Below are 13,117 nucleotides of genomic sequence, written 5' to 3' on the forward strand. Positions count from 1 at the left end.
CTGCTGTACCGCCCCGCTCCGGGCGCCGGTGATCGTTCCGGTGGGGGACGTCCCGCCGTGCGCTCCGGCGCCGGCGGGCCCGACCACGATGCCGAGCAGGCCCAGCGCGACGATGAGCAGCCGGGCGACGGGCCGGGCAGGCCGGTACATGTCGCCCATCCTGCCCCTCCCCTCGGGCTCCTCGATCGGACGGCGCCGCCGCCGGGCTCCATGGTGCGTCCGTCCCGCCCACGGTGCCGGGGACGGCGGCGGGCGGTCCAGCCAACGCTAGCCCAGGTTCACGGCCCTGGAGACACCGTTCGCCCGGCGTTGACGAAACCCGGACCCTTGACCTGCACGGACACCCCGCCAGACCGGCCAAGTCCGTCCCGTGGACGCGCCCCGGGGGTCGTCAAAAGGAAAAACGGGCCGCCCCAGGCGATGGGGCGGCCCGTATCGTGCCGTGCGTCCCGGAGGATGCGGGACGGCCGTCAGCAGCCCAGGAGCTGCGCGGCCAGGAAGGACTCGACCTGGCTGATCGCGATGCGCTCCTGGCTCCTGGAGTCGCGCTCGCGGACGGTGACCGCGTCGTCCTCCAGGGTGTCGAAGTCGACGGTGACGCAGAACGGCGTGCCGATCTCGTCCTGCCGGCGGTAGCGGCGGCCGATGGCCCCGGCGTCGTCGAACTCGACGTTCCAGTTCTTGCGGAGCCGCGCGGCGAGGTCGCGGGCCTTCGGGGACAGGTCGGCGTTGCGCGACAGCGGCAGCACCGCGGCCTTGACCGGGGCGAGCCGCCGGTCGAGCCGCAGGACGGTGCGCTTCTCCGGCTTGCCCTTGGCGTTGGGCGCCTCGTCTTCGGCGTAGGAGTCCATCAGGAACGTGAGCGTGCACCGGTCGACGCCCGCCGCCGGCTCGATCACGTACGGGACGAACCGCTCCCCCGACTCCTGGTCGAAGAACGACAGGTCGGCGCCGGACGCCTTGGAGTGCGTCGACAGGTCGTAGTCGGTGCGGTTGGCGATGCCCTCCAGCTCGCCCCATTCACCGCCGACGAAGTCGAAGCGGTACTCCACGTCCACGGTCCGCTTGGAGTAGTGCGACAGCTTCTCCTGCGGGTGCTCGTAGAGGCGCAGGTTCTCCTTGCGGATGCCGAGGTCGACGTACCACTGCATGCGCTCGTCGATCCAGTACTGGTGCCATTCCTCGTCGGTGCCGGGCTTGACGAAGAACTCCATCTCCATCTGCTCGAACTCGCGGGTCCGGAAGATGAAGTTGCCGGGCGTGATCTCGTTGCGGAACGACTTGCCGATCTGCCCGATGCCGAACGGGACCTTGCGCCGCGCGGACTGCTGGACGTTCATGTAGTTGATGAAGATGCCCTGCGCGGTCTCGGGACGCAGGTAGGCCAGGCCGGACTCGTCCTCGACGGGGCCGAGGTAGGTCTTGAGGAGGCCGTTGAACATCCGCGGCTCGGTGAAGGAGCCCTTGACGCCGCAGTTCGGACAGCTGATGTCGGCGAGGCCGTTCGCGGGCGCGCGGCCGTGCTTCTCCTCGTAGGCCTCTTCGAGGTGGTCGGCGCGGAAGCGCTTGTGGCAGGACTGGCACTCGGTGAGCGGGTCGACGAACGCCTGGACGTGGCCGCTGGCCTCCCAGACCTCGCGCGCCAGGATGACGCACGAGTCCAGGCCGACGATGTCCTCGCGGCCCTGCACCATGGACTTCCACCACTGGCGCTTGACGTTGTTCTTCAGCTCGACGCCGAGCGGCCCGTAGTCCCAGGAGGCGCGGAGCCCGCCGTAGATCTCGCTCGACGGGTAGACCAGGCCCCGCCGCTTGGCGAGGTTGACGATCGTTTCCAGCACATCGGAACGGCGTGCCATGAAATATTCTCCATCCGGCTGGCGGTCGGCGGGACAGTGAGTGCGCCCCGGTCCGCCGTGGAAACGGCGGGCGGTGGCGATTGCGATCCCCGGTGATGGCGCCCTGGCGTCCGGCCGACGAACGGTTCGGTCCTCGGCGGCGCCCGCGAGCAATCACAGCTTAGGGCACAGGCGAGTCTAGTAGACGCAGCGTGGTACCGCGCGCCATTAAAACGCCCCAGGTCACGGCCCTGGCGGAGCCCTAGTAGACGCGCCCGTCGACGATGTTGCTGTCGATGTTGATGGTGACGCCGCCGTGCGTCTCCTTGTGGCCGCCGCGGTACTGCTTGATGCGGCGGTGGCGGTTCCACCAGCTGTCCGGGATGAACGGGTCGCCGTACACCTTGGCCCTGCCGTCCCAGTTGGCGAACCAGATGGCGACGGGCCTGCTGATGCCTTCGGCGCGTCCCACGTCCCGGATGCCGGACCTGACGCTGCTGTAGAGGCACGGCTTGTACCCGGCCTTCTTCAGCCTCCGGACCCAGCTGTCCACGAAGCGCAGGACCGCGGCCCGGCAACCGGGCTTGTTGGTCTTGTACGCCTCCATGTCGTAGTAGATGGGGGCGCCTTCCCGGATACCGAGCCTCCGCGCCTTGCGCGCGGCGTCCACGGCGGACTTGGCGCCGTGCGACGCGGCGTTCTTGGCGCTGAACCGCTGCGGGCGGCTGCTGCAGGGCGCCTGGAGCCCGACGTAGGTGGGCGTGATGCGGTAATCCATTTCGCGGACCTCCCTCACCCACCGCTTCGTGAGGTTGGGCTGCGCGCATCCGCGCGCGGCGCCGCCGATGTAGATGTTGGTGACCTTGAACGAGGGCCGCCACGCCCGCATGGCGGCAAGCGATGGCGCCGTGCAGGTGTCGAACCCCTTGCCCCGCACCCAGGGACGGCGGTCGACGATCGGGGCGGAGGCGCTGTCCGGCCCGCGCGGCACGGACGGCTCGGACGGCTCGAACGGCACGTCCGGCACGGACGGCTCAGAGGGCACCGAAATCTCAGGCGGCACTGACGGCACGGACCGCACGACCGGCGCCGCGGGTATGGACGGCAGAGGCGGCGCGCTCGGTATGGCCGGTATGGACGGCATCGCGGGCACGGACGGCATGGGCGGCACGGACGGCGTCGACGGGCTTGCCTGCGGGGACGTGCGCGAACCAGCGTCCGACGCGGTGGTCGCCAGGCGGGTGTGGCGGAGCATCCACTGGAGTGCGTCCGGGTCCGTCCCGTAGACGCCGGTGATGGTGACGCCCACCTCGGGAACGGTGAGCCGCGCCTCGTGGTCGACGGTCCGCGGGAGCTCGAACGTGGCGAGCTGGGCGCCGTGGACGACCATCCGGGACGCCCGTCCATGCGCGGCGGGCAGCTCCCGGCCGGCGGGCTGGAGGTGGATCGCCTCGGTGCGGCCGACGAGCCGGGCCGGGCAGTCGGGCTGCGGACCGGGACGGCCGAGGTAGACGGCGTGCCGGTCGTAGCGGACGCAGCGCGACGGATCCCGTTCGAGGTCGTGGACCTCCCACCCCGCCGGGACGGTGAGGCGCAGCCCCCGGTAGCCGATGACGTGCGGCACGTCCGTCCGGGCGCGGCCGTCGGTCAGCGCGGCGGCCTGGTGGTGCGCGGGCCGCGCGGTGGACGTCCGGACGGCGGCGACGACGGGAGGGATGGCCGCCGCCACGGCCAGGCCGCCGAACAGGGCGGCACGGGACAGGACGGCGCTGGACTGGACGCCCTTGGATCGAACGGCACGGCGCATCACATTCCCCCCGTCGGGACGGCATGATCGTGATGCCGCAAAGATCACCTTGGCCGGGCGCCGCGAAACCGGGCCGGGGCGCTTCTTGCCCCGCCGTTTCCCTTATGCAGACGTGATCCCTTAGGTGGACGTGACGATCTCGTAGGCGCCCGGCTCGTCCACGGCCATGGCGGCGAGCGGGATGAACTGGAGCCGCACCTCGTACTGGCCGAGCGCGCGGCGGTAGTGGCCGGCGCCGTCCCATTCGGTGACGAGGGCCCACAGCCCGGGGTCGTCGACCGTCCTGCCGAGGCGTCCGGAGCGGAATCCGGGGCTGGCGGACAGCAACGTCAGCACCGCGGTCATGCGCTCGGCGAAGCCGTCGGCGTCGTCGCCTGGCACGCGGTACCGGGTTATCGCGATCATCCGTCCATCCTGGCAGGAGAGGACGCTACGTTGGGCGGGTGGAGACGAGAGGTGAGCAGCGGAGCACGGGCCTGCGGGCGGCGGTCGAGCGGTGGAGTGCGGCGCCGGTGGTGTTCCTGCACCGGCTGCCGCGGTGGGTGCTGCTCGTCGCGGTGTTCGTCCTGCTGGTGATCGGGATGGTCGGGACGGGCTGGGTGGCGGCCGCCGCGGTGCTGGTCCTGGCGGTGGCGCTGGCCTGGTTCGCCTTCCTGAACTGGCCCGCGCTGGACGGCTCGGGCAAGGCGCTGCGCGTGGTGGCGCTGGCGATCCTCGTCGGGTTCGCGCTGGGCCGCGGCTTCGGCGGGCTCTGAGCCATCCGGTTGAGCTGATTTTGACAATCATTTTCATTCTCGCCATAATCGGCGGGTGCCTTGGTTTCGCGACCCCCGACGCGCCGCCCCCGCGGCGGCCCTCGCCCTGGCCGGGCTCGCGGCCGGGCTGACCGGCTGCACGAGCGCGGGCGCCGACGTACCGGCCGGCAAGACCGTGGTCGTCGCGTCGTTCTATCCGGTGGCGTGGCTGGCGGAGCGGGTCGGCGGCGACGCCGTCTTCGTCCGGACGCTCACCGAGCCCGGCGCCGAGCCGCACGATCTGGAGCTGACGGCCCGCCAGGTCGCGAACGTATCGGACGCCGACTACGCCGTCTACGTGCGGGGCGTGCAGCCCGCCGTGGACGAGGCCGTCCGGCTGCACGCGAAGGGCCGGTCGCTGGACGCGGCGAGCGTCGTCCGGACACTCGGGCCGCCGGAGGAGACCGAGGCCGAGGAAGAGGCGCACGACGGCGTCCGCCACGAGGAGGCGGACTACGACCCGCACATCTGGCTCGACCCGAGCCGCATGGCGGCCATCGCGACCGCGCTCGGCGACCGGCTGGCCGCCGCCGACCCCGCCCGCGCGGCCGGCTACCGGCAGCGCGCCGGGGCCACCGCCGCCGGGCTGACCGCGCTCGACCGCGCGTTCCGCGACGGCCTCGCGTCCTGCAAGCGGCGGGAGATCGTGACCGCGCACGGCGCGTTCGGCTACCTCGCCGACCGCTACGGCCTGCGCCAGATCCCGGTCGCCGGCGTCGACCCGACGAGCGAGCCGTCCCCGAAGCGGATGGCCGAGCTGACGCGCCGGGTGTCCGCCATCGGCGCCACGACGATCTTCACCGAGACGCTGGTCAGCCCGAAGGTCGCCCGGTCCCTGGCGCGGGAGGCGGGCGTGCGGACCGCCGTGCTCGACCCGGTCGAGGGCATCGAGGACGGCGCGTCCGGCGACTACATGACGATCATGACCGAGAACCTGCGGACGCTGCGCCCCGCGCTGGAGTGCTCATGAAACACGACCCGGCCACGACGTCCCACCCGGCGCCGCCCGAGGAGGCGCCGCCGTTCGCGATGACGGGCGGGCTCGTCCGGCGCGACGGCCGCGAGGTCCTCGCCGGGGTCGACCTGCGGGTCGAGACCGGCGACGTGCTCGCGGTCCTCGGGCCGAACGGGGCGGGCAAGTCCACGCTGGTCAAGGCGCTGCTCGGGCTGGTCCCGCTGGCCGCGGGGCGGACGGAGATCTACGGCGCGCCGCCGCCGCGGTTCCGTGACTGGCGGCGGATCGGGTACGTCCCGCAGCGGCTGCCGATGGGCGGCGGGGTGCCCGCGACCGTCCGCGAGGTCGTCTCGTCCGGGCGGCTGGGGCGGCGGTCCCGCTGGCGGCCCGCGCTCTTCAACGACCGGGCGGCCGACCGCGCCGCCGTCGACCGCGCGCTGGAGACGGTCGGGCTCACCGCCCATGCTCGCGACTCGGCGCATCTGCTGTCGGGCGGCCAGCAGCAGCGCGTGCTCATCGCGCGCGCTCTCGCGGGCGAGCCAGACGTCTTCGTGATGGACGAGCCGACCGCGGGCGTGGACGCGCGCAGCCAGGCGGCCCTCGCGGCCGCGCTGCGGGAGCTGGCCGGGGACGGGCGGACGGTCGTCCTGGTGACCCACGAGCTCGGCCCGATGGAACCGCTGATCACGCGGACGGTCGAGCTGGGGCACGGGCGCATCGTCGGGGAGGACACCGTCCGCGAGAGCACCGTCCGGGAGAAACCGGCGCGGAACACGGCGCCTGGGAGGCCCGCGTGAGCGACATGCTGCAGTACGACTTCATGCGCATCGCCCTGGTGATGGCGGTGCTGATCGGGCTGACCGCCCCGGCCGTGGGCACGTTCATCGTCCAGCGCAAGCTGTCGCTGCTCGGCGACGGCATCGGCCACATCGCGCTGACCGGCATCGGGCTGGGGCTGCTCACGAGCACCTCGCCCGTCCTCGGGGCGCTGGTGGTGTCGGTGCTCGGCGCGGTGGCGATCGAGGTCCTGCGCGCCCGCAGCCGCAGCGGCGCGGACGTCGCGCTGGCCCTGCTGTTCTACGGCGGGCTGGCGGGCGGCGTGATCCTCACCAACGCCAACGGCGGCGGCGGGACGAGCCTGCAGTCGTACCTGTTCGGCTCGATCACCAGCGTGACCGTCACCGACCTGTACGTGGTCGCGGGCCTCGCCGCCGCGGTGCTCGGGATCGTGGCCCTGTTCGGCCGCGAGCTGTTCCTGCTGTGCCAGGACGAGGAGGTGGCGCGCGCGTCGGGCCTGCCCGTCCGGTTCCTCAGCGTGCTGATCGCCGCGACCGCCGCGGTGACCGTCGTGATCTCGATGCGGGCGATCGGGCTGCTGCTCGTCAGCGCGCTCATGATCGTCCCGGTGGCGGCGGCGCAGCAGCTCACGCGGGGTTTCCGGGGCACGATGCTGGTCGCCATGGGGACCGGTGTACTGTCGGCCGTATCGGGCCTCGCGGGTTCCTTCCAGTACGATCTGCCTCCGGGCCCCTCGATCGTGCTGCTGGCGCTCGCGCTGTTCGTCACGGCGGTCGCCGGGGGCGCGCTGGTGCGGCGAAGGCGCGCGCGGGCCGGCACGGCCGCGGAGAACGTCCCCGCCGCGGCCGGGACCGGCGTCGAGGCGCGCGTGGACGCCGAGGTGATGGGGGGATGACGCGGAGGTGCGTGGGGGATGACGACGGCCCGCCGGGACGCGGTGCGGCAGGTGCTGAGCGGCTCCGAGGGTTTCCGCAGCGCGCAGGACATCTACGCCGATCTGCGCGCCGACGGCTCCAAGATCGGCCTCACCACGGTCTACCGGGCGCTGCAGGCGCTCAGCGACGCGGGCGAGGTCGACGTGCTGCGCACGGACGAGGGTGAGGCCGTGTACCGGGCCTGCCGCACCGAGCAGCACCACCACCATCTCGTCTGCCGCGAGTGCGGCCGGACGATCGAGGTCGAGGGCCCGGCCGTGGAGCGCTGGGCCGAGGCGATCGCCGCCGAGCACGGCTTCAGCGATATCACGCACACCGTCGAGGTGTTCGGCACCTGCGCCGACTGCAACGCGAAGAACGCCTGAGCGCCTGAGCACCCGACGCGCGCCCCCGTCCGGAGCCCGGACGGCGACACGCGGTGCGCCCGCTAGGTGACGCACCGCCACCGAACAAGGTTCGGACTTCACACTCTCCGTAGGCAATCGTTGGCACATTGCTACATCTACTTATGAGTATGCCTATGTCATAAATGTCCCCATCGCCACGGCACGGCCCGACGGCGGGCCTTCGGGGGGCGTGGCGCCCGCACGAGAGGGCGTTCATGACAAGACGGGCGTTCACCAGCCGACGGACCGTGCTCCTGGCCTCGGCGACCCTGCTGACTGCCGCCGCCACCGTCGTCCCCGCCTCCGCCGAGACCGCATCGAGAACGCCGTCCCCGCCCGCGCCGAACTCGTCCGCCGCCCGCCAGGCGGCGGAACGGGCGCTGCGAGCGCTCGCCGGTCATGCCGACGAGGTGCGCGCCGGGGACGGTCAGGCGTTCAAGGTCGTCCGGGTCCTGCTGGACCGCGACGGCGCCACCCACACCCGGATGACGCGCACCTACGACGGGCTTCCCGTCCTGGGCGGGGACATCGTCGTCCACCAGTCGGCGTCCGGCGCGTGGCGCGGCAGCAGCGGCACCCTCGCCGGGAGGCCCGCCGACTCCAGCCCCGAGGTCGGCGCCGCGACCGCGAAGGAGCGCGCCGTCACCGGGCAGCGCAAGGCGGCGGGCTCGCCCGCGCTCGTCGTCGAGGCCCGCACCGCCGACCACCGGCCGCGGCTGGCCTGGCGCGTCCAGACGGTCGGCAGGCAGGCGGACGGCACGCCGAGCCGCGTCCTCACGTCCGTGGACGCCGCGACCGGCAAGGTCCTGCTGCGCGAGGAGATGATCCGCACCGAGGCGGGCGACGGCAAGTCGCTCTACACCGGGACCGTTCCGCTGGAGACGACGAAGTCAGGCGGGACGTACCGGCTGAAGGACCCGTCCCGCGGCGGCACCTACACCGGCGACGCCGAGAACCAGACCGACCTCTGCATCCTCCTCTGGTGCCTCTCCCGCGCCCCGGCGACCGTCTTCACCGACGCCGACAACCACTGGGGCAGCGGCACCCTCGCCGACCGCTCCACCGTCGCCGTCGACGCCCAGTTCGGCACCGGCATGACCTGGGACTTCTACAAGAACGTCTTCGGCCGCAGCGGGATCAACGGCGACGGCAAGGGGTCGTTCAACCGCGTCCACTACGGCGAGGGCTACGCCAACGCGTTCTGGGACGACTCGTGCTTCTGCATGACCTACGGCGACGGCGACGGCACGAACTTCGGGCCGCTCACGTCCCTGGACGTCGCCGCGCACGAGATGAGCCACGGCGTCACCAGCGCGACCGCGAACCTCACCTACAGCGGCGAGTCCGGCGGGCTGAACGAGGCGACGTCCGACATCATGGCCGCCGCCGTCGAGTTCTACGCGAACAACCCGGCCGACATCGGCGACTACCTGATCGGCGAGAAGGTCGTCCTGCCGGGCTTCGGCAAGAGCGCGCTGCGCTTCATGGACAGGCCGAGCAAGGACGGCAACTCCCATGACGCGTGGTCGCCGGAGACGAAGAACGTCGACGTGCACTACTCGTCGGGCGTCGGCAACCACTTCTTCTACCTGCTGGCCGAGGGCAGCGGCGCGAAGACGATCAACGGCGTCGCGTACAACAGCCCCACGTCCAACAACTCGACGGTCACCGGCATCGGCCGGGACGCCGCCACGAGGATCTGGTACCGGGCGCTGACCACGTACATGACGTCCTCGACCGACTACCAGGGCGCCCGCACCGCGACCCTGAACGCGGCCAGGGACCTCTACGGCGCGGGCAGCAGGCAGCACACCACCGTTGCCGCCGCCTGGTCCGCGGTGAACGTCGGCTGAAAGCCCTGATCAGGGGCCCGGAGAGCGGCTCCGGGCCCCTATCGGGTGGTTCATGATCTGCGCCGGGGGGCCATGCGACAGAATCGGGGGCATGGCTACGACACGTACCGCAAACGCGCACTGGGAAGGGCCGCTGCTCAGCGGCCAGGGGACCGTCTCGCTGGACTCCTCGAAGCTCGGCACCTACGACGTGACCTGGGCATCGCGGTCCGAGGAGCCGGGCGGCCGGACGAGCCCCGAGGAGCTCATCGCCGCGGCGCACTCCACCTGCTACTCGATGGCCCTCTCGCACGGCCTCGCCGGCGCCGGCACCCCGCCCGACAAGGTGGACACCAAGGCCGAGGTCACCTTCCAGCCCGGCGAGGGCATCACCGGCATCCACCTGACCGTCCGCGCCAGCGTCCCCGGCCTGTCCGCGGCCGACTTCGAGAAGGCCGCCCAGGACGCCAAGGCCGGCTGCCCCGTCAGCAAGGCCCTCGCCGGCACCACCATCACCCTCGACGCCGCCCTGGTCTGACCAGGGGCGTCAGCCGCGGACGGCGGCCGGTTCCACCAGGTTGGGGACCGCGCCGCCGTACCTGCGGTCTCTGGACGCGTAGACCTCGCAGGCGTGCCAGAAGTGGCGGCGGTCGAAGTCGGGCCAGAGGGTGTCGAGGAAGACCATCTCCGCGTAGGCCGACTGCCACAGCAGGAAGTTGGACGTGCGCTGCTCCCCCGACGAGCGCAGGAACAGGTCCACGTCGGGGATGCCGGGCTCGTCCAGGTAGCGGGCGAACACCTTCTCGGTGATCTTGTCGGGGTTCAGCCGGCCGTCCCGGACGTCGCGGGCGATCGCCGCGGCGGCGTCCGCGATCTCGGCGCGGCCGCCGTAGTTCACGCAGAACTGCAGGGTGAGGACGTCGTTGTGGCGCGTCATCTCCTCCGCCGTCTCCAGCTCCTTGATCACGCTGCGCCACAGCCGCGGCCGCCGGCCCGCCCACCGCACCCGGACGCCCATCGAGTGGAGCTGGTCGCGGCGGCGGCGGATCACCTCCCGGTTGAAGCCCATGAGGAAGCGCACCTCGTCCGGCGACCGCTTCCAGTTCTCGGTGGAGAACGCGTACGCCGACAGGTACGGGACGCCCAGCTCGATCGCGCCCATGATCACGTCGAAGAGGGAGTCCTCGCCGCGCTTGTGCCCCTCGGTGCGCGGCAGCCCGCGCTCCTTGGCCCAGCGGCCGTTGCCGTCCATGACGATGGCGACGTGCCGCGGCACCAGATCCGCCGGGATCGGGGGCGGGACGGCGCCGTCCCGATGCGGCTCCGGAGGCGAAACGGCCCTGCTCAAACTGTCTCCCTGAGGGTGTCGTTGGTTCCGTCGTCGCGTTCGACGTGGCGCAGGGAGCGGATCCCGTGCTCCAGGTGCCACTGGAGGTAGGCGGCGACGAGGCCGCTGGTCTCCGTCCGGTGGCGCTGCTCGCTGCCGTCGGCGTACTCCCAGTCGCCGCGCAGCAGCGCCAGCATCAGCGCGAACGTCGGCGGCGCCGGGGTCGCGGCGCCCGGCTGGCGGCAGTTCGCGCAGACCGCGCCGCCCGCCGCGATGGCGAACCCGCGCAGCCCGCCGCGGGCGCCGCAGCGGCAGCACTCGTCGAGCGCGGGCGCCCATCCGGCCACCGACAGTGATCGCAGCAGGAACGCGTCCAGGACGAGCCGCGGGTCGTGGGCGCGCTCGGCGAGCGTGCGCAGCCCGCCGACGAGGAGCAGGAACTGCCGCAGCGCGGGCTCGCCCTCCTCGCCCGCGAGCTTGTCCGCGGTCTCCAGCATCGCCGTCCCGGCCGTGTAGCGGGGATAGTCGGCGACGAGCGCCTCCCCGTACGGGCGCAGCGTCTCCGCCTGGGTGATCAGGTCGAGCGAGCGACGCTCGTAGAGCTGCAGGTCGACGTGGGTGAACGGCTCCAGCCGCGCCCCGAACCGGGACTTGGTCTTGCGGACCCCCTTCGCCGCGGCGCGGATCCGGCCGGTGCGCCGGGTCAGCACCGTCACGATGCGGTCGGCCTCGCCCAGCTTCTGGGTGCGCAGGACGATGCCTTCGTCGCGGTAGAGGGTCACCCGTTCATTCTGACGCACGTCACCGCGTGCCTCGCCGCCAAGCCGGGGCATCTCCCCAGCATCTCCACAAGTCCCCCGGCCGGTACTCGTACCGCGGGATAACAATTACGTACCGTGACCGGATTCGGCCGTAGCGTCATGGCCAAAGGTGTGGCTCGAATCACAAGGAGGTGGCAGCGTGTTGGCATGAGATGCCACATCGTGCCGCCGCACATGCTGGAACGCATCGCCCACGACGCCGATGATCCGGCCATCCGCGCCCGCGCCCGCCGAACCCTGGCCCTCAGCTCCCTGCAGGCCACCGAACGCCGGACGCTGTCGGCCACGGCCCCCTCCCCGACCGAGGACTTCGTCCCCAACCGGACGATCAACGACGCGGGGAACCGCGAGGAGCTGCCCGGCCGCACCGTCCGGCCGGAGGGGGCGCCCGCCACCGGCGACAAGGTCGTCGACCAGGCCTACGACTGGCTCGGCGCGACCTTCGACTACTTCGAGGCCGCGCACCGCCGCAACTCGATCGACGGCGCCGGCCTGCGGATGGTCTCGACCGTCCACTACGGCGACAAGTACGCCAACGCCTTCTGGAACGGCGACCAGATGGTGTACGGGGACGGCGACGGCGTCGTCTTCACCTCGTTCACCGGCCCGCTCGACGTCACCGGCCACGAACTCACCCACGGCGTCACCCAGTACACCGCCAACCTGGAGTACTACGGCCAGTCCGGGGCGCTCAACGAGTCCCTCTCGGACGTGTTCGGCTCCCTCATCAAGCAGTGGCACCACAAGCACACCGCCGACCAGGCCGACTGGCTCATCGGGCAGGGCCTGCTCGCGGAGGGCGTCAACGGGGTCGCGCTCCGCTCGATGAAGGACCCCGGCAGCGCCTACGACGACCCGCAGCTCGGCAAGGACCCGCAGCCGGGCCACATGAACGACTACGTCGAGACCCACCGCGACAACGGCGGTGTCCACATCAATTCGGGCATCCCGAACCGGGCCTTCTACCTCGCCGCAACGGAGATCGGCGGAAATGCCTGGGAGAAGGCGGGTCGCATCTGGTACGACACTCTCACCGGTGGCACCCTGGCCACCGACGTCGACTTCGCGCGGTTCGCCGCCGCGACCGTCCAGTCCGCGACTCGCCTCTACGGAGCCGAAGCGGCCGAGACGAAGGCGGTGAACCGGGCCTGGGCGGGGGTAGGCGTCCGCACGGAGGCGAACGGATAGCGCAGTGAAAGTGACAGTCGTCCGCAGCGGGGGGTTCGCGGGGATCGAGCGCCGCGCCGAATCCGACAGCGCGAGCGATCCCATGCTGACGAGACTCGTCGGCCGCGTGGATCTGAAGGCGATCCCCCCGCCGGGCCGAATCCCCGACCAGTTCCTGTACGAAATCGACATCGACGGCGACCGCACCACCGTCGGCGAAGCACAACTCAACGGCCCTCTACGAGAGCTGGTCCACCACGTCCTAGGGCGTAGCTAGCCGGGGGGCGCCCCCCCGAGCCCCCCGGCTGCGCGGCACGGGTCTCCTCGCTTCGGTCGCTGGCGCTCCCTACGCTGCGGGGACGCGGCGCGCCGGGCATGCCCGCTGCGCTCGCTGGCGCTCGCTCCGCGTGCCTGCCCGTAGCCGGGTGGCTGGGGTTCAAGCCGCCGGGGGCTGGGG

At 72.0% G+C, this 13,117-nt stretch carries 14 protein-coding genes; 9 read left to right on the top strand and 5 right to left on the bottom strand.

The genetic code is table 11. The features are described 5' to 3' along the window. Positions 1 to 470 precede the first annotated feature (470 nt). The 3 genes from E1264_RS30790 to E1264_RS30800 form a co-directional block, all read right to left on the bottom strand. On the bottom strand, positions 471 to 1,859 hold the full coding sequence (locus tag E1264_RS30790; RefSeq protein WP_132178966.1) for a glycine--tRNA ligase: 1,389 nt from the start codon (positions 1,857 to 1,859) through the stop codon (positions 471 to 473). Positions 1,860 to 2,100: 241 nt separating this feature from the next. After that, entirely contained in the window at positions 2,101 to 3,645 is a 1,545-nt protein-coding gene (locus E1264_RS30795) for a glycoside hydrolase domain-containing protein (protein ID WP_132178968.1), read from the bottom strand. A 120-nt stretch (positions 3,646 to 3,765) separates the two neighbouring features. Further along, entirely contained in the window at positions 3,766 to 4,050 is a 285-nt protein-coding gene (locus tag E1264_RS30800; RefSeq protein ID WP_132178970.1) for an antibiotic biosynthesis monooxygenase family protein, read from the bottom strand. Between the two features lie 38 nt (positions 4,051 to 4,088). On the opposite strand from E1264_RS30800, the gene E1264_RS30805 reads away from it, so the two are divergent. From E1264_RS30805 to E1264_RS30835, 7 genes are all read left to right on the top strand, one after another. Beyond that, positions 4,089 to 4,400, top strand: a complete 312-nt coding sequence (locus E1264_RS30805; protein ID WP_132178972.1) for a DUF6703 family protein — start codon at positions 4,089 to 4,091, stop codon at positions 4,398 to 4,400. 55 nt (positions 4,401 to 4,455) lie between these two features. After that, positions 4,456 to 5,409 carry a metal ABC transporter substrate-binding protein gene (locus E1264_RS30810; RefSeq protein WP_132178974.1) on the top strand — a complete coding sequence of 318 codons (954 nt, stop codon included), beginning with the start codon at positions 4,456 to 4,458 and terminating at the stop codon, positions 5,407 to 5,409. Between the two features lie 59 nt (positions 5,410 to 5,468). Then, positions 5,469 to 6,191: an ATP-binding cassette domain-containing protein gene (locus E1264_RS30815; protein ID WP_132178990.1), complete on the top strand. Its 723-nt coding sequence runs from the start codon at positions 5,469 to 5,471 to the stop codon at positions 6,189 to 6,191. Beyond that, a complete protein-coding gene (locus tag E1264_RS30820) occupies positions 6,188 to 7,087 on the top strand; it encodes a metal ABC transporter permease (RefSeq protein WP_132178976.1) in 900 nt (299 codons plus the stop codon). The genes E1264_RS30815 and E1264_RS30820 overlap by 4 nt, the downstream gene beginning before the upstream one ends. 18 nt (positions 7,088 to 7,105) lie before the next feature. Further along, complete coding sequence (locus tag E1264_RS30825; protein WP_132178978.1) at positions 7,106 to 7,492, top strand: transcriptional repressor; 387 nt, start codon at positions 7,106 to 7,108, stop codon at positions 7,490 to 7,492. Positions 7,493 to 7,728: 236 nt separating this feature from the next. Next, positions 7,729 to 9,366, top strand: a complete 1,638-nt coding sequence (locus E1264_RS30830) for a M4 family metallopeptidase (protein ID WP_132178980.1) — start codon at positions 7,729 to 7,731, stop codon at positions 9,364 to 9,366. A gap of 91 nt (positions 9,367 to 9,457) precedes the next feature. Then, entirely contained in the window at positions 9,458 to 9,883 is a 426-nt protein-coding gene (locus tag E1264_RS30835; protein WP_132178982.1) for an OsmC family protein, read from the top strand. A gap of 9 nt (positions 9,884 to 9,892) precedes the next feature. Here E1264_RS30835 and E1264_RS30840 read toward each other — a convergent pair whose 3' ends face one another. Together E1264_RS30840 and recO are read right to left on the bottom strand one after the other, a co-directional pair. After that, positions 9,893 to 10,693, bottom strand: coding sequence for an isoprenyl transferase (locus tag E1264_RS30840; RefSeq protein WP_132178984.1), 801 nt, complete (start codon positions 10,691 to 10,693; stop codon positions 9,893 to 9,895). Further along, positions 10,690 to 11,454, bottom strand: coding sequence for a DNA repair protein RecO (gene recO / locus E1264_RS30845; RefSeq protein WP_132178986.1), 765 nt, complete (start codon positions 11,452 to 11,454; stop codon positions 10,690 to 10,692). The genes E1264_RS30840 and recO overlap by 4 nt, the downstream gene beginning before the upstream one ends. A gap of 186 nt (positions 11,455 to 11,640) precedes the next feature. On the opposite strand from recO, the gene E1264_RS30850 reads away from it, so the two are divergent. Together E1264_RS30850 and E1264_RS30855 are read left to right on the top strand one after the other, a co-directional pair. Next, on the top strand, positions 11,641 to 12,681 hold the full coding sequence (locus E1264_RS30850; protein ID WP_132178988.1) for a M4 family metallopeptidase: 1,041 nt from the start codon (positions 11,641 to 11,643) through the stop codon (positions 12,679 to 12,681). A gap of 4 nt (positions 12,682 to 12,685) precedes the next feature. Further along, a complete protein-coding gene (locus E1264_RS30855; RefSeq protein WP_243711264.1) occupies positions 12,686 to 12,937 on the top strand; it encodes a protealysin inhibitor emfourin in 252 nt (83 codons plus the stop codon). Positions 12,938 to 13,117 lie beyond the last annotated feature (180 nt).

This window comes from Actinomadura sp. KC216 (assembly GCF_004348535.1).
Taxonomy (GTDB): domain Bacteria; phylum Actinomycetota; class Actinomycetes; order Streptosporangiales; family Streptosporangiaceae; genus Spirillospora.

What these genes read in the sequence shown, in the direction of transcription:
- E1264_RS30790 (WP_132178966.1), bottom strand. Translation starts at nt 1,859, where the DNA reads ATGGCACGCCGTTCCGATGTGCTGGAAACGATCGTCAACCTCGCCAAG.
- E1264_RS30795 (WP_132178968.1), bottom strand. Translation starts at nt 3,645, where the DNA reads ATGCGCCGTGCCGTTCGATCCAAGGGCGTCCAGTCCAGCGCCGTCCTG.
- E1264_RS30800 (WP_132178970.1), bottom strand. Translation starts at nt 4,050, where the DNA reads ATGATCGCGATAACCCGGTACCGCGTGCCAGGCGACGACGCCGACGGC.
- E1264_RS30815 (WP_132178990.1), top strand. Translation starts at nt 5,469, where the DNA reads ATGACGGGCGGGCTCGTCCGGCGCGACGGCCGCGAGGTCCTCGCCGGG.
- E1264_RS30825 (WP_132178978.1), top strand. Translation starts at nt 7,106, where the DNA reads ATGACGACGGCCCGCCGGGACGCGGTGCGGCAGGTGCTGAGCGGCTCC.
- E1264_RS30830 (WP_132178980.1), top strand. Translation starts at nt 7,729, where the DNA reads ATGACAAGACGGGCGTTCACCAGCCGACGGACCGTGCTCCTGGCCTCG.
- E1264_RS30835 (WP_132178982.1), top strand. Translation starts at nt 9,458, where the DNA reads ATGGCTACGACACGTACCGCAAACGCGCACTGGGAAGGGCCGCTGCTC.
- E1264_RS30850 (WP_132178988.1), top strand. Translation starts at nt 11,641, where the DNA reads ATGAGATGCCACATCGTGCCGCCGCACATGCTGGAACGCATCGCCCAC.